We start from the raw sequence: 21797 nt of genomic DNA on the forward strand, positions 1-21797 counted from the left end.
TTCAATTTGTGTCCTCTATGATAGGGTACAAAAAAATAACATTATCTGAAATGTAACTTAAGGAGTGCTCGGTAACTTGGAAAACCATAAAGAAAAAATTCTGGTAGTCGATGACGAAGCCAGTATCCGTCGCATTCTGGAGACTCGCCTTTCCATGATTGGCTACGATGTCGTCACCGCTGCTGACGGCGAAGAAGCTCTCGAAACATTTCGCAACACCGAACCCGACTTAGTGGTTTTGGACGTGATGATGCCGAAGCTAGACGGTTACGGCGTCTGTCAGGAGTTGCGAAAAGAGTCAGACGTGCCTATCATCATGCTAACTGCTTTGGGAGACGTAGCCGATCGCATCACCGGTTTAGAATTGGGCGCCGACGATTACGTCGTCAAACCCTTCTCTCCCAAAGAACTAGAAGCCCGTATCCGTTCGGTATTGCGCCGGGTAGACAAAAACGGCGCATCGGGAATTCCCAGTTCTGGAGTCATCCACGTCACCAACATTAGGATTGACACCAACAAGCGCCAAGTTTACAAAGGCGACGAGCGAATTCGCCTCACGGGCATGGAATTCAGCCTGTTAGAACTGCTTGTCAGCCGTTCTGGAGAGCCTTTTTCGCGATCGGAAATTTTGCAGGAAGTCTGGGGATACACGCCAGAACGCCACGTAGACACCCGCGTAGTGGACGTTCACATCTCGCGGCTGAGGGCAAAGTTGGAAGACGACCCCAGCAATCCCGAATTAATTCTCACCGCCCGCGGCACCGGCTATCTCTTCCAGCGAATTGTCGAAATTGGGGAAGTAGGATAAAGTCAGTTGGCAGTTGGCAGTTGGCATTACTTAAATTACCAACTACCAATTACCAATGACTAATGACTAATGACTAATGACTAATGACTAATGACTAATGACTAATGACTAAATCTGATCCCAATAAAGTTTTGCGGCAATTGCCCTTAGTTGCAGGAGGGTTAGCAGGTACGCTGCTAATGGTAAACCGATTGCTGACAGAGCAAATTACAGATTCTCAAGCTCGATCGGACGCTTTGGGAGTAATTATCAGCGCTCTGCTGATTTTAACAGGTTTGCTGTGGCAGCAGGTGCAAGCGCGATCGCCCGATTCCGTAAAACTTATCGGCGAAGAAGGTTTTGAATTTGCGCCGGATTTGCCGGATGCTGTGAAAATAGAATTAGCCTGGGCGTCGCGTTTGCTGTTGACAAATACCGCCACAAGGTCGATCGTAATTGTGTATCAAGGAAAAGTCCTATTGCGGCGCGGTATTTTAGGCATCAATCCCGAAGTCAAACCGGGGCCGATTTTGCAGCGAGTGCTCGACAAAAATAAACCAGTTTATTTAGTAAATCTCAATATTTATCCCGGCAAAATTGAATTTGACTATTTGCCAGAAAATACTCAAGGAGTCATCTGTCAACCCATCGGCACCCAAGGCGTTTTAATCTTAGGCGCTAACGCGCCCCGCAGCTATACAAAACAAGATGAAAACTGGGTAGAAGGCATTGCCGACAAACTAGAAAATACCATCAATCGATTTTAGATTTTAGATTTTAGATTTTAGATTGTGGATTTTAGATTTTAGATTGTGGATTTTAGACTTGAGATTGTGGATTTGAGATTTTAGATTTTAGATTTGAGATTGTCGATTGCACAATGCCAGCACTTTGACACTCCTCGACTATCAGGTACGAGGATTCTTCCTTCACCGGGATTCCGACGAATTTACTTGCAAGAAAGCATCTTGACCGTATGCCCTACGGCTGCAAGTCCTCTAATAAGAACTACTTGAGCTGCTGCAATATCCCTATCAGTTGTGTAGTTACAACTTGAGCAGGTGTGGGTGCGCTCTGACAATTCTTTTTTGCCCGTTTCTACACCACAACTAGGACAAATCTGACTTGTTTTATGAGTGCTTACTTTCTGGAAGTACACGCCATGCTTAAAACAGGTTTGCTCTAATATTGTGAAGAACTGACCCCAGCTTGCCTCTAAGCAATGTTTACCTAGTATTGCTCTAGACAATCCTACTAGGTTCAAGTCCTCAACAAATATCATCCCCACATCTTTACAGAGTTGGTGAGACAATTTCCAGTGCCAGTCTTGGCGACAGTTTGCAATGTCCTCGTGCAGTTGAGAAACTTTCTTCTGAGCCTTTTTCCAATTATTTGAGCCTAACTTTTTCCGACTGACGCGCTGTTGCAGCAATTTAAGCTTGCGTTCGGCCTCAACAAAAAACTTTTGGCGCTTGACTAAAAGACCGTTAGAAGTTGCTATGAAATTAGTTAAGCCAACATCAATCCCAATCCCCTCGCCGTGTGGCATAACCGACGGCACTGACACGTCCCATTGTAGGGTTAGCATTACATACCAACCGCTGGCTCTCTTGACGATTCTGGCTTGTTTGATAGTTGCCCCATCAGGAATAGGACGCGATTGGTGAAGTTTAACCAATCCAATCTTGGGTAATTTTACTTTTCCATTCTGAACCGGATCAACCCCCAATTGAGGGAAGACAAAAGACCGCATTGTTCCCGCTTTTTTAAAGCGAGGAAAACCGTGCTTTTGTTCCCACATACTGACAAACGCTTTTTCAAGCCGTCTCAATGTTTGTTGCAAAACGTGTACGGCAACGGCACCCAAAGCCGATATACTTGCCCTGGCTGCGGTTAAGTTCTTGCACTGACTAGCATAAGTTGGTCGTTTTGTTTCGGCCCCAATAATAAATTCAGAGCGGATAGAGCAAGCGTTAACCTGGCAACTACGAGAATGAAACCAATGCTTGCGCTCTGCCAGCGCGTAGTTATAAACGCGACGACACTGTTCCAGCCAATCTTCAAAAATGGCTGCTTGCGCTGGCGTTGGTCTTAATTTGTACTCGTAGGTTAAGTTAAACACTTGCTCTATCCTCCTACTCTGATTATACAGTCGTGAAGAAAGGCCGGAACGCTTATTCACAAGTTTTAACTAAAGTCGCCCTAAAAGGGCGAGGCTTGTACCCAGTTTCTTGGTCAAGGTGCGTTCCTCTTCGAGGGCTGCGCTAACAAGCGATTTGCCTCATTCTCGGTGTTGGCTATCGGCAATAAACAAGATTTATTACCGATAATATCTTTTGAAAAGAAGAAGAGGGAGCGCTGCCCCCAACGAAATTTCCAGGGTTTGAGGGTCTTTTTAACCACCAAGACGCGGGCTGCGTGTACAGGGCAGGGCGCACCTTAGTCCTCAACAAGTCTCTCCGGGTGCGCTAGGCGCACCTTACTAGCTCAAAACTCGCAACTCAAAACTCAAAACTACTAGCGAGCCCAGTCAGTACCGCGCCACAGCGTAAAAAACAAAACACTAGAAATCAGCGCGCCCAGCAGCCACTTAATCGCATTTTTAAATAACCCCAAGCGCTGACTTTGCTGAACCGCAGCACTTTGCGTCTGTAACCGTTCCTTAGCCGGAGTAATTCTCGAAAGAATTTGCTCTTTCAATTGCTGTGGGTTTTGCGTATCCGCTTGTACCCCCAAACGGGTAAGTTCCCCCGCCAAATTCCTTAAATCTTCAGGACTACCCTTATTCAGCCGTTCTTCCACCTGCTGCAACTGAGCTAATTGTTGGTTTGCTTGAGTAGTAATTTGCTGGTTGTTTTGATTGTTGACGTAGATAGTGCCAAAAATTCCCAAAGGTAGCATCAACAGAAAAACCAGACCTAGCAGCAGACAAACCCAAGACAAAACCTTCAAAAAAAGGTCTTCCAAACCTCGGCGTTCGTATCCTTCGCCAAAAAATATCAGCGCCATTGCCAGTAAAGGAACTGGCACCCGTTCCACTACAGCCCCAATCGTTTGCAATTCCCAGAGGCGATTGCCAAAATTGGCTGGTATAAGAACTGCAATCGTATCTAATACAGACAAAATTAATAGACCGTAGCCAATCCAACGCAGTCTGTAGATAGAAAAACCTTGTTCGCCTTGTAAGTCATTCATAAAATAATCAGAGTTGTTGTTAAGAAAAATCTCTCTTGACGCCGCCCAATAACGGATACAATCCCCCGACCAAAGTCGTGGATAGTCAAACATTTTAGACTCTTGTTCAAGCTTCCAGATTCACCTGTGGATTAAATCTAAAAGCTAAAAGCTAAAAGCTAAAATCGACTGAATCGAGTCAAGGTTCGGGGAATCGCGGCTGCCACCACTCATACCAAGAAACCCAAGCATTCTCTAGAATTTTTTTGGCATCTTCTGGATTTGTTTTATCCAAAGGCACAGACATCTGAGTCCACAAACAGCGCCGGTCTTGAATATTTCCCCTACCCAACAACCAAAACAGAATACGGTTTGGCTGCCAATCTCGAGTATTTCGATTATATCTAAACTGTTGGGAAGTTACTGTAGCACTGCCATTAGGATTGATACACGAACTCAAATACAGTCGATTTTGCTGTTGCAAAATTCCGTGAAACCCTGCGCCTTGAGTGTTTGCCAATGCTAGTTTACCAGGAGACGACTTGAGAACAGTATGTCCCCTCATCATACCTTCCACATCCCCAATGGTGTCTACTGCATAGCGCATCTCTATTTCTAGAGCCATGCTATTTTTTTGATATTCATATTTCCTGGCAGCTTTGAATTCTGAATTTTCCTTGATTTCCAGAAGCGCGCTCTTGTTTAGTTTCCAATCGGCTAGAGGCACCGACTCGGGAAACTCAAACGGGGTTGCCACATTCTTGCCGTCCGATGGATAGAAAACCAACTTTCCGGCAACCAACAAAACCCCTCCCAAAGTAACAGCCAACAGGGAAAGCCTAAGTGGTTTCCAAGAGGTAATAGCCATTAGCAATTCTGTCCTTCCTGATTTGGGGGTTGGTTTTTCAAAATTGCAAACCAACAGAATAACCCGAAAATAAATACAGCAATCATCGAAAATATTACCGAACCATTTCCTTCGTGCCAGTATTTAAATGCTTCGGGTTGAGATAGCGATACCAGCACGGCCAGGAGACCAACTCGCGCGGCATTCACTACAAATGCAGTAATTATTGCCACGAATGGCAATACCATTTTCTGACCCGTAGTGGTAGGAAACATCAGTAAGAAAACCAGAGCTAGTCCTAACAATTGTAGCATCGCATTCACCCCGGAACAGCCGTGATTCACTTCCACGCTTCCCTTTTCTAGGATTAGAAAAACCCCTTTCCGCACTACTTCAAATCCTACATAGTGCAGGATGAAAGCTGAAAATTTAGCTGTTAATTTTGGAACATCAACAAATACTCCGATCAATCCGGGAGGAATAGCTGTATACGCAAGAATTAGAAGTTCCTGCCAATATTGTTTCAGTCCTTTTGTGCCGGAAGCCAGCAAGGCGAGACTGATTCCAGACAAAAAAGGCGTTGCTCGGATAAAAAAGTCGTATCCCGATATCGACGAACTTTTGAGCAATATTAAAGCAATTAACGCTGTCCCAAAAAAGCTGGCGAAAATTCCGCTTTCAAAATTTAAAGACTCGTGCCTTTCCCAAATTAGAAATGCTACGACTCCCCAAAACAGTAACATTGTACCGAACAGGTCAGTGTCGTTTGTTCGGGAAGTCAGAGTTAGGTGTATGGCAATCAAACCGGAGGCGATGCCTAACAGCCAGTATTTAGGTTCTTGGATGTGCTTGAGCGAGTTTATTTCGGTCATTGCTGCTTTTTGTTTTTCCTAAAAGCTTCTAAAATGCTTAAGCTTGTAACTCTATTAAAATTATCAGCTACAAACACTTAAATTTATGCGTTTGGGATGATTTTTCACTAAATCTTCACAAAGATTGACAAGAGCAAATATGTGTGATATCTACCTTCACCTAATTAAATCTGAAGTTAGGAGCAAAGACAAAAGAAAACAGGTTTTTTAACTCAGATCGATCGCACTCCACGAAAGATTTTCCTTTCTCTAACCCGGTTTATGCGGCGAGAGTTTAAATGTAAAGCTTGAAGGCAAGACAGAAACCTTTGTTGGACGCACTCTTGAGCTGGAAAACCAGTTTTTTACTGGTTCTGGTTTTTTGTAGCCGGTGCGTCCAGGAGGAGATTAGTTAGAGTAGACTTTCCGGTAGTAAGTTTGATATTCCTCCGAAAGCAGGGGTTCCCACCACTCCCGATGGGCTAGGTACCATTCTACAGTCTGTCGCAAACCTTCTTCAACGGTTACTGAGGGAGTCCAACCTAACTCTGTTTTAATTTTGGTGGCATCAATAGCATAACGCCGATCGTGCCCGGCTCTGTCTTTGACAAATGCGATCAATTGTTCGCAAGGACGGGCGGGTAAATCAGAAGCTAATTCGTCCATTAGCTGACACAGCATTTTCACTAAATCGAGATTTTTTACCTCGTTGTTGCCGCCAACATTGTAGGTTTCCCCAGGCTGACCACGGTGAATAACGACATCTAAAGCGCGGCAGTGGTCGAGAACGTACAGCCAATCTCGCACGTTTTGACCGTCGCCGTATACTGGCAGCGGTTTGCCCAATAACATATTGATGCACATTAATGGAATGAGCTTTTCTGGGAAGTGATAGGGGCCGTAATTGTTGGAACAGTTGGTGATAATTGTCGGGACGCCGTAGGTGTGGAAATAGGCGCGGGCGAGGTGGTCGCTACCAGCTTTGGAGGCTGAGTAGGGACTGTTGGGCGAGTAGGCCGTTGTTTCTGTGAAGGCTGGGTCATCGGGGCTGAGACTGCCGTAAACTTCGTCGGTAGAAACGTGGAGGAAGCGCATTTGGGTTTTGAGAGATGCCTCATCAATGGCTTCAAAATGCTTGCGGAAGGCTTCTAAAAGTGTGAAGGTTCCGACAACGTTGGTTTGAACAAAGGCGGCAGGCCCGATAATTGACCTGTCAACGTGGGATTCTGCGGCAAAGTGGGCGACTGTGGTGATGTTTTCTTCTTTGAGCAAGGTATCGACTAAGGTACGATCGCAAATATCCCCCTGCACAAATCGAAAATTTTCGCCTCCTTCCAAAGTTGCCAGGGTTTTTCTGTTTCCGGCGTAGGTTAAAGCATCGAGTACCACTACTCGATCGCCCGGATAGCTGCTGCACCAGTGATGCACAAAATTCGAGCCGATAAATCCAGCCCCGCCCGTCACCAACAATCGGCGAGGAGCTCGGTCAATGCCTTGATTCGCGCTGTCTGTCATAAAAATAAGAGTTTTTCCAATAACTAAGCCTTTACAAAAGTAGCCTTAAAAGTAGTTTGTCACCAAGTGTTTGCCGCTCTGTAATTAAAATTTCTACTGTCTCACCTCAGATTTTCTAATTTGGGCGCGATCCAAGTATGGGTTCACAAAACTTGAACTTCCACCGATCTGTTCGCCCAAATGCTTACATAATAACCATTCCAGTTTTTTAAGCGGGCAATTTTAAATTTGAAGTGCGTGAGGCTATAGCTGACTTTTGCGATCGATCCGCGATATGGACGGCGCGCAGAGTTGATAGATTTGTAAAGAGCTGTTACCATTAATTTTTTAATTATCCTTTACAATCTCCCAAGCATCATGAAGAAGTTTCAAGTGTTAGCTGGCATTGCTTCCGTAGTCGCGATCGCAAGCAGCATCGCCATAGGTGACGCCGCATCTGCTTTCCCCTGTTCCTACAGCAAATCTAGCGCGTCTAAATCTGGTTCTGCGACAACCCTCCTAGGTTCCGGCGGCTCGGAGCGCATTAATCCGTGGAAATCCTACAAAACAGCAGCTCTCGGTTTCCTCGGTTTGGCTGGAGTTTTGGGTGGCGGTGCTGCTTACATGAGCTACCGTGCCGGCAAGCGCGCTTCTGCTGCTTGCGCTGCGATGACCGATAATTTTGAAGTTTTTGAAGAGTCGGCTCCGATCGCAGATGCAGGTGTTTCTGGACACTTGGAAGTTCCGGCGTTGCTCGATTTGGCGGCGGCGGGTGCTGTAGCTGAGTCAGCAAATGCGGTTGCAGTCGTTCGCGAACACCCAGAAGCTCCAGGTGGCGAGCTGGATTTGCCGGTTTCGCCAGTTGCTGAGTTGAGTTCTGAAATTGCGATCGAACAAGTCCAAAGCGCGATCGTCAAATAGTTATCTCAAACCAACGTATTCGCTTAGCGCACCTCCAATCTTGCAAGATTGGAGGTTTTTTGATTTGAAATTATCTACCCCTACAATTTCCTGTCATTGCGATCGCGAAGCACTGCAAACAATAGACAGATGAATCGATCGCACCAGTATCATATTCCGGCTCAGCAAACGAGCGCTGAATTAATATCAATTAAAAAAACTCTTGCTACCATCATCAATCTCATAGCAATTATTAAAAGTCGCTGCTCTCCGTCAGGACAAGGCTGTGCGGTTTTCCTACTGTATTTGAACTGTATTTGATCCGATTGAAAACTGCTATAAAATTAGATGAGTCAAAGCGAGACAGTACGCTGCCGAGGCGATCGCTAAAAATACTCTTCAGATCAATCTGAGGGTAGACGGCAAGAGTTCAAATCCCCTGCTATCGTTGGAAATATAGCCCTACAGATTACAACTATTAGGTTATGAATGCTTGGCGCGATCGATTCAATCAATTTACAGGTAAAACTCGATTGGCAGTTTGCCGGGTGTTCGTTCACCTAACAGGCGAAGATGTTGCACCGCTGTTAGGAGTTCTCAACCGCACCGCCAGACAAGCAATTGATGCCGATGGCGACATAGCAGTTTTAGGAGAAGGTCTTGTAGAAATTTGCAATCACCTGTTGCAGTACGACAACTACTGGCAAGCAGCCGCCAATGAAGGCGATGTTTTTTGGAATGAAGGCGAAGCGGGCGATTATGTGGATGAACTTTTCATTGATTCAGCCGATCGCTATCTCAGCGAGCCTCAATACAGTACATCTGTTTACGATAAAAATTCCCCCTTGTCTTTGCCGGTAACTAGAAATGTGGTGGTGATGCTGACAGTTGCCTATGAAGGCGAAGTTCCGGCCCTAGAAACTGACCTTGCGGACATCAGCGCGCTGAAAGTCGGTTTAAAAGCACTGATTAATTTACATTACCAAGAAAGGCTCCGAGCTGTGCAAGTTCACTTTTCTCCCGCACAGTTGGGAGACGAACTTACCAACGACCAAGTGTTGGTCAATTTCCCCGAACTTATTCCCATTTAAGGAAGGAGTAATTAGTTATTAGTTATTAGTTATTAGTTATTTGCGGTGCCCAGAGCGGAGTCGAAGGGTTATTTGCTACCAATGCGCGATGCCCGATGCCCAATGCCCAATTACCAATTACTATTTATGATGCTGCGAAAACTGACAATTTATTTAATGGCTTTAACTTTTTTGTGGACGGCAACCGGCTGCGGTTCACCTCGCACACAAACTTCTACAAATCCTGCGGGAAATCCGAATATTAACACTGTGCGCCCTGCACCAAACAATAACTTGGCTCAAGGCCAATATCCCGTACAGCAAGTTACCTACAACGATGCTGATGGCGAATACAGTTTGATGTTGCTGAATACTCCCCCCGGCAGTCCCCCAGTTTACCGCACTAGGGATTTGCAAATGGCTCGCTTAACAAATGAAGAAATATCGGCAGGCAAGAAAAGTTATCTAAATGTGGAGAACAATCAAGCGGTTTTGCATTTGACAGAAGATTTTAAAATTGAGTACGTTCACAACGTTACCCAAACTGTTCCTAATCCTCAAACAGGTCAGCCACAAACCGTAGTAGTGCGGCAGCAATCTGGCTTCTGGGCACCGTTTGCTGGAGCTGTGGCCGGTCAGGCGATCGGCAGTTTGTTATTTAGACCGCGATATTATATGCCGCCAGTCTATCAGCCGGGGATTATGACAGGATATGGCGGGTATGGTAATACTTACAACCAAGCTGTTCAGCAATATCAAACTCGGTATCGAACTCCGCCTCCGGCTGTGAGAAACCGTCAAGTTTTAAGGACGACCGGCCGCTTGCGATCGCCCACATACAACCAGCCAGTAAGACCCTCAGTACGTCCAAATGGCAATCGATCGACCGGTTCGGGTTACGGTGGCAGCACTTTGAGGCGATCGCCCAACTCAAATTCCCCCCAGCAAAGGCGGAGTCCGAGTTTTGGTAGTGGCAGGAATTCTCGTCAACCGAGTCGCAGTCGTTCTTTTGGCGGCAGAAGGCGTTAAGAATATCATGTTTCAAACTCAGGCCAAATGTATCCTGGCCTTCGATCATTGCTAATTCGAGGATTCCACTCTGGATTTATCGTCAGCAATTTAGGCCAGGGCTGTAAATCATTTGCCCTCAATTCCTGATGATAAAATCGGACGATCTCTTTGAAAAATTTCAACCGCAAAGGATGCAAAGTAAGAGATATCGCTATTATTTATGAGATGTGCCTGTACGTTTCAACTGCCACTCATGCGCCCTTCTTTTTGCAGCCTCGATACCACTTTTAGGTAGAAGTTCACCACGCCAGGGTTTCAGTGCTTCTGGATTTTCCACCACCCAATATTCATCAGCCCCATACCCCTCTTTTTTTTCTTCTTTTTCTTTTTTTATAGCTTTCTTCGCATTGAGCGATCCAATATGACCATTTACGGACGGTTCACCGCGCTTTTGCAGCGCTAACCCTCGCTTAATTTGATCGGGTTTAATTTTTGGCCAAATCTCTAAACATCGCTTAAGCATCAAATCCGTAGTGTAGTGCAGCCAAGGAGATTTACCAGAAGCCAAACCACAATCAAATTCATAATAATATTGAATACCCAGTTCAAACTTCTTGACAGAGCTTCCAAAACGATCGAAACAAGAGTTGATAATCTTATCTAAAATCGCCAGTCCAGACTGCTCAATAGTTAGGTCAAATCTCTGCCATTCATTATTTTGAATGTAAAGGCAGCGAAAAATATATAGCGTCTCAATAACTTTTGCAGTAGGTTTTCTTTCATTTAGCCGTTTTTCTAATTCTAAGTTAGTCATAAAGAGATCGAAGAGATCAAGCATTTTGCCAGAGCGTTCATTTTTTTGATTGTCATACCAATAACCTTCACTTAACCTAGAGTAAACCCACTTTAACTCCATCTTGACTTCCTTGAGCGTGGGCGGACAATTGGTCGTAATTGAGTACGAGGGCAAATCCAAACTTTGAGTGAGACCAATCGAGATTGGATTTGGTATTTGCAGCTTTGCCAAGCCACCAAATAACGTCAACTCCTGCATATAAGTAATCCTCTGTTCGTTTTTCAAGTTCTTCAACTGTTATTGAAGCTAGTTGGCACTCGTGAGCGACTATCCACCCGTTAGGAAACTTTGCTACAACATCAGCAATCCGCCTTACTTCAGGAATAGGAAACTCATATTCTATTTCGGCAAGGCTGTACTCTGGCAGTTCTGTCTTGAGAGTTTTTGCTATCAACTCTTTCCCTGCAAGATGTTCAGGACTTTCTGGATGGCTTTGGTAATCGCTTGTGCATTCTGCTTTGTGGGCAAAATGAGGTTTTTTGATCATCCCTTGCTTAATAATCATCGGACTACCACAAAGCTGACATACTAAGTCACCTGCTTGCAGTTCAGCACGAGGATTTTTCAATTTTGTAATGTCTACTCGTTCGTTAGTGCTTGCGATTTTGGCAATTAACGGCATGGTCACACCTCTAGTTAAACGATAGACAGAGAGCGTATTAAACAGTTTAAAGCCTTTCCATATAAAATGGCTATACTTAAATAAAGCATCTGTCCTTTCACGATCGGATAGCTGACATGACCCAAAGCCTCAACCCCACAACCTTACCTCCCGCCTTTCCCGATCACACCCAACTACCTGACTCCGACGGCACGTTTGTGAAAAACTTCCAAGAACATCCCCAGAGTATTCTACTCACCGACTCCCTGGAAACTACACTGCAAACCCTTCACCCCGACGGACAATATGCGATCGGGCAAGATAGCGGCATTTACTGGCGCGAAACCGATCCTCCAGAAAAGGGAGCCGAAGCGCCTGACTGGTTCTACGTTCCCAACGTCCCGCCCCTAATAGATGGGGAAATTCGCCGCTCTTACGTGATTTGGCGCGAGTATATTGTGCCATTAATTGCGATCGAATTTGCTAGTGGTAATGGCTGTGAAGAACGAAACAATACTCCCTTATCTCGCTTACCAGAAGGTGTCAACCAGAAACCCGGAAAGTTTTGGGTATACGAGCAGATTATTCACATTCCTTACTATGCGATATACATCATTAAAACGAGCGAATTGGAAGTCTATAACTGGGTGAATACTCGTTATCGCCGTTTGCAACCGAACGATCGCGGGCATTATCCGATCGACATGATGGGAGTAGAGTTAGGTGTGTGGGAAGGTAGCTATCAAAATCAGCATCAGCGATGGTTGCGTTGGTGGGATAATCAGGGGAATTTGTTGTTAACTGGTAGCGAACAAGCTAGACTCGAACGCCTCCATACCGAACAGGAACGCCAAAGGGCCGATCGCGCAGAACAAACCCAACGGGATGCTATTCCCCAACTGTTGGCAATGGGTTTAACTGTAGAGCAAGTGGCTCAGGCGCTGTCGCTGTCGGTGGAAGATGTACAGAGATTGGGCTGACAGTTAACTTTCATGATTCAGAAGCCAAATCTCTTTTCTCGAATTGCTGGCATTTCTACGATCGTCCTTTGTGCAGTCGGCGGATTGTTGTACGTCAAAAAACCCGTACAATCTATTCCCGCAAAACCAGCACCAGAGGAAATTGTACTAGATGCCGAAGTGCGATCGCTCCCCGGAAAACTCGACAGCATCCCCCTCTTCAACAGCAACAGTCCCGAATGGGTCAAAAAAGAAGGCATTTTGCTCTCCACGTTTCCCCCAGACGGCAAAAAAGTCCCCGCGGCTCACCTTAACTTCGCCTTTCAAGGGCAATTCAACCTGTTTGCTCACCACTTTTCTCACACTCCGCTGAATTTGAGAACTTTGTATATCGGCGCTTTGCTCTACAATCCCAGCTCCGAACCCGTGACGGTGGAAGTGTTACAGGCAGCCAGTTACCTGATGGAACCAGACGCACCGTTCAAACAAAAACCAGCACTAAGTGAGACTCCCAACGGCGAAGTATATTCCGGCCCTGGGATTCGCGCTGTCGATAACGTTTTGCGGGGAATGCGGCAGCCGGATTTTCCCGAAAAACTGCTGATTGCACCGGGAGAAACCGCATTGTTGATGAATCGCCCTATTCCCGTGCGGGGTCTGGAAAAGCCGATAAATGGTCGTTCTACCTTTGTGCAGCTCAAAAGTAGCGGCAAGGTTTATGCCGCTACTTTGGCAATGTATGCACCTCAAAATGCTGATGGGGGCGAGCGCGCGCCAACTCTGGAAGAATGGCAGCAATTGCTGAATAATGGCGGTTTGGCAGGCCCCCGCGACAAAACCCCGACTCCCCCCGACGCGACTTCGGGAAGCCTGATTTACGGCCGCGTAGCAGGGGTGCAGCAAGGTTCGGGATGGGAAGCGGAATTAGTCGATCGCGATGCTAAAAATCTGGCAATTCCCCAGACTGGAAAAGCGATATCCTATGGGATCTCTACCTTGCGCGGGGGCACTTTGGGAACCCAACAAGTGCAAGCCGGAAAAATGCTGGCGCGCTATCCCGACACCGCTTACGAAGCCCACGGCAATTACGGCGTACACTACAATCTGATTGTGCCGCTGCATAACACTGCCCAAAAACCGCAAACGGTAGCGGTGAGTTTGGAAACGCCTTTAAAAGAAGATCGACTCTCAAAAAATGGATTGCGATTTCGCCAACCTCCCCTAGATTTTCCCTATTTTCGAGGTACTGTGCGGCTGCGCTACCGAGATGATGGAGGTTACGATGTAACTCGCTACGTGCATTTGTGGCACCGTTTCGGTCAAGTTGTGGAACCGATGGTAAAGTTGAGGTTAGCTGCGACAGAAACGCGATCAGTAAAAGTTGATTTTATTTATCCTCCCGATTCCACGCCGCCGCAAGTATTGACAGTGAGAACTTTGGAATAGTTGATTTAGCCTTCTCTGTTTCCCCCAGACCCAAAAAATATGTGATTTAATTTCTACATTAGTATGTAGGTGACAATATGTCTTCTTCACAACCCCCGTCAGGGGAAAGAAATCCTCTAGGATTGGATGAATTGATTGCTATCTTGGTTGCCTTCGGCACAATGGGAGCAATTTTATTTTGGGTAACAGGTAAAAATCCCGATCGATTGAATGCCAGAAATTGGCAATTTCCAGCCGTTTTCTCTCAGCCTGCTGTTACTCCCGCGACTCCGGGAATATTAACGCCAGAATCGCCAAGTTCGGATTTGCGATCGCCCGCGACAACCCCCCTTCCGTCAAAACCAGATGTCGCACCTGTGGCACCTTTAGGGCCGATTTTACCGGCAACTCCTCCGGTGGGTGTAATCGTTGTTCCTCCGAAGCCAATTGCGCGATCGACTCCCGATCCAGCAATTACCAAACCGAAAGCCGATAAACCCAAAGCCGATAAACCCAAAGCCGATAAACCCAAAGTTGGGCCTGTTATATTATCCGATGTTCCCGACAAATATTGGGCGCGTCCGTTCATTGTCGCTTTAGTCGATCGCAAAATCTTTACTGATTTCACCGACAGCAAATTTCGTCCCGACGAACCGATGACGCGAGCCGAACTAGCGCGCTTAATTCAGCGAATGTCCGACGACAAAAAGCCGATCCGAAAACCGATTGATTTTAAAGACGTAAAAGACAAAAGTCCTGTAGCTCCGGCGATCGACCACACCGTCACAACTGGATATCTTAAAGGATACCCAAACAATGAGTTCCGTCCCGACAAAAATATTCCCCGTGTCGAAGTCATCGCAGCTTTAGCCAGCGGTTTGAGCCTGAAACCATCAACAAAAACAACCAAAACTTTACAAGTTTATACAGACAGGAAAAAAGTGCCGAAATGGGCAGTTAACAAAGTAGCATCAGCCACAGAAGCTGGCATTGTTGTCAACCACCCGAAGCGCGCACTTTTGCAGCCTAATAGAACAGCAACTCGCGCTGAAGTAGCAGCCATGATTTACCAAGCTATGGCAAAAAAAGGCCAAGTACCTGCAAAGGCTTCTGAGTATGTTGTGCGGCTTTAATTAGAGGAATGAAGCCCTTCTTTTTTCTATGAGTCTGACTTGGGCTTGCGGGTAGTCAGAAACCGGGTTTTTTGCGACAATACTTCCTCATAGCTGACAGAATCAGCCAAAAACCCGGTTTCTTGGGCTTGCGAGCCGTCAGAAACCGGGTTTTTTGCGACAATACTTCCTCATAGCTGACAGAATCAGCCAAAAACCCGGTTTCTTGGGTTTGCGGGCAGTTGAGATCGATGTTAAAATCACAGGAATCATGTCAAATCATCATTCCACACTCATTGATTCGATTTGAGGCAATTATTATGTATCATCAGATAAGACTTGGGGATAATCAGCTCGATAGCAGCGATATTCAAGAAACAGTAGTTATTGATACTGATGGAGAAGTGCTCTTCTATCCCAATTTTTTTAGCATCGAAGAAAGCGATCGTCTTTTTTCAGATTTATATTCTAGTATTAACTGGAAACAGGATATTATTCATTTTTATGGAAAAAAGATACCTTTACCCAGACTTACAGGTTGGTATGGAGATGAAGGCAAATCATATACATATTCCGGCATCGAACAGCATCCCGATCCTTGGACTCCCACACTCAAATTAATTAAATCAAAAGCTGAAGAGATATCAAAAGTTACTTTTAATAGCGTGCTTCTCAATCTATATCGTGATGGTAAAGATAGCGTTTCCTGGCATAGCGATGACGAGCCAGAATTAGGAAAAAATCCGATTATAGCCTCAATTAGCTTTGGGGCAACTCGCCGATTTTCCTTAAAGCATAAAATTTCAAAAGACTACAAAATTGATATAAATTTGCTCAATGGTAGTTTGCTGTTGATGAAAGGTGAAACCCAGCATTGCTGGCAACATCAAATTCCTAAAACTTCTAAATTTGTGGAACCAAGAATAAATCTAACTTTTAGAATCATCAAACCCGTTTAAAATAAAGAAAATAAAATTTCAGCGCTGCTATCAAATCAGGGTTAATTGAGTTATGAAAAATCTACTTTTATTAGGAACCTTAAGCTTTAGTATTGCTTTTTGTTTGGGTATAGCAGTAGAAAAAAATCTTCATAAAAGTGCTGTCATAGGTGGTATAGCGACAATTAGCACCCTTAGTAGTGCCTTCGTTTTAAGCAAAAAATCTGACCGAGAACTTGAAAATATCCGCAGCCATGCCGAAAATTTAAAAAGCATTGAAAATCAGATTTTAAGCCTGAAAAATAAAAGAATAAAACTTGTACAGGCAATTGATAGCAACACTAAATCAAAAGCCACGATTGAAGCAGAATACAACTCAATTGCGATTGAAGTCGAGCGGCTTAAAGAAGAAGTTAAATCTCTCAATCTACAGCGAAAAAGTCTGCACAATGTAATTGCTAAGCATAAAAATCAAGACATAAAAATTAAACCTAAAATTCCTGTTAAAACTGAAGTAGCAAAACCAATCAAAAAGACAACAAAGACAATATTGTACAATTGCATTTTAGATGGATTAGAAAATTCGACATACTTTTATCACAAAAACCACCAGGGAACCTTTGAAAACTATTTACAATCATTACAAAAACCCGCAGAAGCATTGTGGTATTCTTATAGATCGAATCAGGTTAAAGTAAATTATTCGGAGCCGTCAATTCAAGCAGTTTATTTGATGCGTTATTATCCCCATTATGCGTACATGAATTTTCAAATATTAGAAATGATACACGCTCAAAATTTATTGAAAAATCTAACAAACGAAACGCTAGAAGTATGCTTATTTGGTGCAGGGCCATGTCCAGAAATCGTAGGCTTAAGTAAATACTTATCAGATAAGTATCAAAACATTAAAAGATTAACTGTTAATGTATATGATATTGCTTCTGAGGAATGGACTTTAAGCAGAAATATTACCGAAAAATTTGTGATACCGGAATACTGGTCCGGAGATTTAAAGCTAAATAGTAATTACCTAGATTTATGCGAATCTAATTCTCTTTACTCAATCAAAACAACAATTCAAAAAAGCCAAATGTTCATTTTTCAAAATTGTCTAAATGAAATTTATAATATATCTACAGTTCAAACAAATCTCAATTTTTTGCTTAATGAAATACCTGTAGGTGGTGTAATAATAATTATTGATTTATGTAACTATAACCAAAACACCACCATAATCGATCGATTGAAAGAACAAGTAAGTAATCGAGATGATTTTGAAATTTATTGCCCTGAAGCTAAAGATACTAAAATTAAAGCTTGCTTTCCCATTCCACCACTAATCACACAACATCTCTTAACTGGAAAAGATAAGTTAGTACCTCGTAGTAAAGATATCGATTGTCTTTTTATAAGTTTGCACAAAATTAATCTAAAAGCTTTGTAATTGATATGAAATTCGGTTGCAAAGGCATCATTACGTTTGCTACCGCCTTAATTTTGAGGACTAAAGTTCTCACTCCGAACCAGTTTGTAGTAAGGACTTTAGTCCTTCTTTCTTAGTCCACGCTTGAGTGAACATAGAAACAAGTTAAATTAATCTTGAAACACCATAATACTGCCTGAATAGCAAGCTACCCAAACCTGATTAGTTTCTGGATCGTAGGTAATGCCGATTGGGCTTGAATTAACCTTCACTGTTTGCAGCACTTTCATATCGCTAGTCCTAACTTTGCTAACAGTATTCGAGAAATAGTTCACCACATAAAGCAGTTTTCCCTGATCGGAAATTGTCATGCTGCGAGGTGCTCTTCCTGTCGAAACTTTGTCCACCACTTTACCAGTTTGTAGGTCAATTTTGGCCACATTTCCTTCACCATTTAAAGTGGCATAAAGATACTTTCCGTTGGGATCGATCGTCAAATGACGCGGCGCATTGCCAATATTTCTCAGCCATTCTACCGAAAAGTCTATGAGATTGACTTTCGCAATGTCGGAAGAACCCATGATGGCAACATAGGCATTTTTTGAGTCGGGAGTAACAACAATACCGCGAGGATAGGCACCCAGTTTTACCCGCTCGATTTCGATGTTTTTATTGATATCAACTATGCTCAAATCCCAACTGCACCAATTGCTAGCGAGGGCGAAGCGATTGTCAGGCGAAACAGCATTGAATTTCGGCACTGCACCTACAGGAATTACCTTTTCTATTTTTAACGTTTGGGTATTGATGCGGTACAGAAAACTTTGGTCGTGTTTTGCGGCTGGAGAACACCTGTCGGTTCCCGGATTGCTAAACCCCGAACCGTACATTTTGTAGTTGGAGACGTAGGCATATTTTCCATCGGTTGAAAAAGCGGCTTCTACGGGAGAGCCTTTATAATTGCCTTTGAATTTAGAAAATCCGAACTTCGACAAGTTTACTGTATCGGGAATAGTCTTGACTAATTTAAAGTTCCTGTCGTAAACTGTGATGGTGTGACGGTACATCATGTTTTGAGCAAAAAACAAGCCATCTCCCGAATAAACTATTGATTTTGGCGAGATGTTGCCGTAAATTGTTTTTTTCAAGGTCATTTTTCCTTGAGTGTTGTCGGGAGGATTTACTAGCCTTGTGGTTGGTGATTCACTTTTTATATCTTCGGAATTTTCAGTTTTAAAAGGTGGCAGAGAGGGTTCTTGAAATAGAGGTTCTGGGGGCTGAGTTTTAGTTTTATCTTCGAGTTCGTTGCGGTTTTCTGTGGCGGTAGGAGATGGCGAAGGTTGATCGACATTTGGCGCGATTTTTTCCGCAGCTTCAATACTCGCCTCTTCCGGCTTACCTTTCAGCGCTGACAAAGTTTTAGGGCCGACTATTCCGTCAACTTTCAGGTTGTTCTCTGCTTGAAACTTTTTCACAGCAGCCTGGGTGATAGAACCGTAAAATCCTGTAGCCTTACCGCGAAAATAGCCGGCGTTTTGTAGAGTTTTCTGAAGTTGGGCTACTTCCGGGCCTGAATCACCTTTTTTGATGGCGAGTGCGGGATTGACTACATTGAAAATTGTGAGAGCGATCGTAAAGAAAAGTAAAGGAGTAGAGGCTAACTTTAGGTGCATTTTTGAGGTGGTCGATCGAGTTTGACTCGCAGCCGTTTCCCAAGTTTTAGCTAAATGTAGGTAGGCTAGTCCGTCCATAGTTTTTACCGGGTATTTTTGGTGCTATGATACACCAGTTAATACCATTTTAGATTTTAGATTTTAGATTTTAGATTTTAGATGGGGAATGACTTATGGAATATGGGTTTGCAGCTTGCCGACCGTTGCATTCTTTTTTCAAACTTGTATAACATTGATTAAAGGAAAAATCTTATAATCAAACTTAGGGTAAAATATCCTAGCAGTTTTGAGAGCAGTTTTTAATGGTGTAAGCAAGTAGGAGCGATCGACAATGTGGAGTGGGGAACAAACAACCGCAGAATCAACGACAAAAGAATCCCGCCAGACGTTGCTGGGGGACGGTTACGGGGGACTATGCCAGCGGGCTTGGGTAGAAATCGATTTAGCAGCTTTAACTCACAATGTAAAACAGCTTAAAAAGCTCTTATCTCCTCACACACAACTGATGGCAGTTGTGAAAGCGGATGCCTACGGGCATGGTGCTGTTGCAGTCAGTCAAACAGCATTGCAAGCAGGTGCTAGTTGGCTGGGAGTGGCGACAATTCCCGAAGGAATAGAATTGCGAGAAGCTGGGATAGAAGCGCCGATTTTGTTGTTGGGGGCAACCCATACAGCCCCACAGGTAAAGGCGATCGCCCATTGGCACTTGCAGCCCACTATTTGTACTGCCAAACAAGCCTTAATTTTTTCGGAAGTTCTCGCAGGCATTAACCAATCTTTGCCAGTTCACGCTAAGTTAGATACGGGAATGTCTCGCTTGGGTACGTCCTGGCAAGAAGCAACAGAATTTGTGCAATTAGTCAAGCGGTTGCCCAATTTAAAATTAGCCAGTATTTACTCTCACTTGGCGACTGCAGACAGTCCCGACCCCACAGTTATGAGAGAGCAACACCAGCGGTTTCAACAGGCGATCGAGCAAATTAAAATAGCAGGAATTAACCCCCCTCGCCTCCACTTGGCAAACTCTGCTGCCGCCCTCGCTGACCCGGATTTGCACTACGATTTAGTGCGAGTCGGTTTAGCTACCTACGGTCTTTATCCAGCTCCTCACTTGCAGTCGAGATCCAATTTGAAGCCCGCAATGCAGGTAAAAGCTAGAGTAACGCAGGTGAAAACAATTGAAGCAGGAACCGGCGTCAGTTACGGCTATCAATTTATAGCTGAGCGGCAGACACAGATTGCCGTAATTGGTATCGGCTATGCAGATGGTATTCCCCGCAATCTTTCTAATAAAATGCAGGTTTTAGTCAGGGGTCAGTTCGTGCGGCAAGTGGGCGCGGTGACGATGGATCAGTTAATGCTGGATGTAACTGATATTCCCGATTTAGAAGTCGGTGAAGTGGTGACTATTTTGGGCAAAGATGGGGAATATCACATTAGTGCTGACGATTGGGCCGCGACTTTAGGAACTATTTCGTGGGAAATTCTCTGCGGTTTTAAACACCGATTGCCCCGCGTAGCGGTACACTATTAACAATAGTCCGGCAGGGGTTTAAACCCCTGCCTCATAGCAAAAGTCGGTTGAAACCGACTCAAGAGTTTGAAGGATAAAATTATCGACTTTAGTCCTCTTCTAGAGGACTTCCGCTATGAGACAGGGGTTTTCAACCCCTGTCGGACTCTCCGACTTATGCAGAAGACTGAGACTGCAATTCTCAATTTCTAATTCCCAATTCCCAATTAACATGACAGTTATTCAGACGTTTTTACCAATAGCCCAAACCTTCTATTCTCAGCTAAATGCAGAAAGAACACAAGCCTTGGAAGTAGCCCAAGAATTCTCGAAAAGATTCGTGGAATTGGGGTTTAAAATTGTACCTCAACTGCTGTGGGCGATCGGCATTTTGTTAATTACGCGATTTGCTATCAACTTTGCGGGCCGCGTGACTCGCCGAGCACTGAGTCGCACCGAAGCCACGCTGCGGAAATTCTTAGTTCAAGCTGCTGAGATTACGATTTTGGTAGTGGGAGTAGTCGCCGCTTTGAGTCAGTTGGGAATTCAAACTACCAGTGTGGTTGCGGTGGTGGGTGCGGCGGGTTTGGCCATTGGTTTGGCGTGGCAAAATACTTTGTCGCACTTTGCTGCTGGGGTAATGTTGATTAGTTTGCGGCCCTTTGAAGTCGGGGATGGGATTGAAGCTGGGGATGTTAAGGGAGTGGTGGACAGCATCGGGATTTTTTCAACAACGGTGGTGACAGACGATCGCATAAAAATTATTGTCCCGAACAATCAGTTGTTTAACGGTACACTGAAAAATACAACGGCAATGGGAACGAGGCGAGTAGACTTGAAGATTGATATTGGCGATCGGCCAATTCGTCCAACTGTAGCTGAGTTATTAGAAATTGCCCACTCTCACCCGCTGGTGTTGGAGAATCCGCCCCCGACTTGTTTGGTGGTCGAGATTACTCCCGATACAACTATTTTATCTCTCCGACCTTGGTGCGCGTCGGTGGCCTACGAACAAGTGCGATCGCAAGTTCAACAATACGTCAAAGAGGCAATGGATGCCGACAAAAATCAAGAACAATAGATATACAGCGGTTTTCGCTGTTATGAGGTACAATCAATAATAATGAAATATCATTATGTAATCAAAGCTAATGAAAGCA

20 protein-coding genes are annotated in these 21797 nt (G+C 44.4%); 12 read left to right on the forward strand and 8 right to left on the reverse strand.

Annotated features, from left to right (window positions below):
- The first annotated feature begins 76 nt into the window (after positions 1 to 76).
- Complete coding sequence (gene rpaB, locus QUA88_RS09535) at positions 77 to 808, forward strand: response regulator transcription factor RpaB (RefSeq protein ID WP_071587789.1); 732 nt, start codon at positions 77 to 79, stop codon at positions 806 to 808.
- A 104-nt stretch (positions 809 to 912) separates the two neighbouring features.
- On the forward strand, positions 913 to 1554 hold the full coding sequence (locus QUA88_RS09540) for a cofactor assembly of complex C subunit B (protein ID WP_333058142.1): 642 nt from the start codon (positions 913 to 915) through the stop codon (positions 1552 to 1554).
- Positions 1555 to 1736: 182 nt separating this feature from the next.
- Here QUA88_RS09540 and QUA88_RS09545 read toward each other — a convergent pair whose 3' ends face one another.
- The 5 genes from QUA88_RS09545 to rfbB form a co-directional block, all read right to left on the reverse strand.
- Positions 1737 to 2909: a transposase gene (locus QUA88_RS09545; RefSeq protein ID WP_333058143.1), complete on the reverse strand. Its 1173-nt coding sequence runs from the start codon at positions 2907 to 2909 to the stop codon at positions 1737 to 1739.
- Positions 2910 to 3304: 395 nt separating this feature from the next.
- On the reverse strand, positions 3305 to 3982 hold the full coding sequence (gene hpsJ-A, locus QUA88_RS09550; protein ID WP_333058144.1) for an HpsJ-like protein, cyanoexosortase A-associated: 678 nt from the start codon (positions 3980 to 3982) through the stop codon (positions 3305 to 3307).
- Between the two features lie 178 nt (positions 3983 to 4160).
- The gene (locus QUA88_RS09555) at positions 4161 to 4829 is read right to left on the reverse strand and encodes a cyanoexosortase A system-associated protein (protein WP_333058145.1); all 669 of its coding nucleotides are present in this window, start codon (positions 4827 to 4829) and stop codon (positions 4161 to 4163) included.
- Positions 4829 to 5680, reverse strand: a complete 852-nt coding sequence (gene crtA, locus QUA88_RS09560) for a cyanoexosortase A (RefSeq protein WP_333058146.1) — start codon at positions 5678 to 5680, stop codon at positions 4829 to 4831. Before crtA ends, QUA88_RS09555 begins: the two co-directional genes overlap by 1 nt.
- 387 nt (positions 5681 to 6067) lie before the next feature.
- Entirely contained in the window at positions 6068 to 7174 is a 1107-nt protein-coding gene (gene rfbB / locus QUA88_RS09565) for a dTDP-glucose 4,6-dehydratase (protein WP_333058147.1), read from the reverse strand.
- Positions 7175 to 7531: 357 nt separating this feature from the next.
- On the opposite strand from rfbB, the gene QUA88_RS09570 reads away from it, so the two are divergent.
- From QUA88_RS09570 to QUA88_RS09580, 3 genes are all read left to right on the forward strand, one after another.
- A complete protein-coding gene (locus tag QUA88_RS09570; protein WP_333236752.1) occupies positions 7532 to 8074 on the forward strand; it encodes a hypothetical protein in 543 nt (180 codons plus the stop codon).
- Between the two features lie 464 nt (positions 8075 to 8538).
- On the forward strand, positions 8539 to 9144 hold the full coding sequence (locus tag QUA88_RS09575; protein ID WP_333058150.1) for a DUF1517 domain-containing protein: 606 nt from the start codon (positions 8539 to 8541) through the stop codon (positions 9142 to 9144).
- A gap of 126 nt (positions 9145 to 9270) precedes the next feature.
- Positions 9271 to 10152 (forward strand): hypothetical protein, encoded by an 882-nt coding sequence (locus QUA88_RS09580; protein ID WP_333271414.1) that lies wholly within the window; start codon positions 9271 to 9273, stop codon positions 10150 to 10152.
- 196 nt (positions 10153 to 10348) lie between these two features.
- Here the strand turns inward: QUA88_RS09580 and QUA88_RS09585 are convergent, their stop codons facing one another.
- Together QUA88_RS09585 and QUA88_RS09590 are read right to left on the reverse strand one after the other, a co-directional pair.
- Positions 10349 to 11050, reverse strand: coding sequence for a hypothetical protein (locus tag QUA88_RS09585; RefSeq protein WP_333058151.1), 702 nt, complete (start codon positions 11048 to 11050; stop codon positions 10349 to 10351).
- Complete coding sequence (locus QUA88_RS09590; RefSeq protein ID WP_333058152.1) at positions 11025 to 11612, reverse strand: competence protein CoiA family protein; 588 nt, start codon at positions 11610 to 11612, stop codon at positions 11025 to 11027. Before QUA88_RS09590 ends, QUA88_RS09585 begins: the two co-directional genes overlap by 26 nt.
- A 116-nt stretch (positions 11613 to 11728) precedes the next feature.
- Here QUA88_RS09590 and QUA88_RS09595 point away from each other — a divergent pair, with 116 nt between their 5' ends.
- The 5 genes from QUA88_RS09595 (at position 11729) to QUA88_RS09615 (ending at position 17472) form a co-directional block, all read left to right on the forward strand.
- The gene (locus tag QUA88_RS09595) at positions 11729 to 12571 is read left to right on the forward strand and encodes a Uma2 family endonuclease (protein WP_333058153.1); all 843 of its coding nucleotides are present in this window, start codon (positions 11729 to 11731) and stop codon (positions 12569 to 12571) included.
- Positions 12572 to 12583: 12 nt separating this feature from the next.
- The gene (locus tag QUA88_RS09600) at positions 12584 to 13996 is read left to right on the forward strand and encodes a DUF3370 domain-containing protein (protein ID WP_333058154.1); all 1413 of its coding nucleotides are present in this window, start codon (positions 12584 to 12586) and stop codon (positions 13994 to 13996) included.
- Positions 13997 to 14073: 77 nt separating this feature from the next.
- On the forward strand, positions 14074 to 15108 hold the full coding sequence (locus QUA88_RS09605; protein WP_333058155.1) for an S-layer homology domain-containing protein: 1035 nt from the start codon (positions 14074 to 14076) through the stop codon (positions 15106 to 15108).
- 299 nt (positions 15109 to 15407) lie between these two features.
- Positions 15408 to 16046, forward strand: a complete 639-nt coding sequence (locus tag QUA88_RS09610; RefSeq protein ID WP_333207800.1) for an alpha-ketoglutarate-dependent dioxygenase AlkB — start codon at positions 15408 to 15410, stop codon at positions 16044 to 16046.
- A 52-nt stretch (positions 16047 to 16098) separates the two neighbouring features.
- A complete protein-coding gene (locus QUA88_RS09615) occupies positions 16099 to 17472 on the forward strand; it encodes a hypothetical protein (protein WP_333207801.1) in 1374 nt (457 codons plus the stop codon).
- A gap of 149 nt (positions 17473 to 17621) precedes the next feature.
- Here the strand turns inward: QUA88_RS09615 and QUA88_RS09620 are convergent, their stop codons facing one another.
- The gene (locus QUA88_RS09620) at positions 17622 to 19202 is read right to left on the reverse strand and encodes a peptidoglycan-binding protein (protein WP_333271407.1); all 1581 of its coding nucleotides are present in this window, start codon (positions 19200 to 19202) and stop codon (positions 17622 to 17624) included.
- Between the two features lie 253 nt (positions 19203 to 19455).
- Here QUA88_RS09620 and alr point away from each other — a divergent pair, with 253 nt between their 5' ends.
- Together alr and QUA88_RS09630 are read left to right on the forward strand one after the other, a co-directional pair.
- Complete coding sequence (gene alr / locus QUA88_RS09625; protein WP_333260111.1) at positions 19456 to 20658, forward strand: alanine racemase; 1203 nt, start codon at positions 19456 to 19458, stop codon at positions 20656 to 20658.
- A 211-nt stretch (positions 20659 to 20869) separates the two neighbouring features.
- Entirely contained in the window at positions 20870 to 21718 is an 849-nt protein-coding gene (locus QUA88_RS09630) for a mechanosensitive ion channel family protein (RefSeq protein WP_333058160.1), read from the forward strand.
- Positions 21719 to 21797 lie beyond the last annotated feature (79 nt).

This window comes from Microcoleus sp. D3_18_C2 (genome assembly GCF_036702395.1).
Taxonomy (GTDB): domain Bacteria; phylum Cyanobacteriota; class Cyanobacteriia; order Cyanobacteriales; family Microcoleaceae; genus Microcoleus.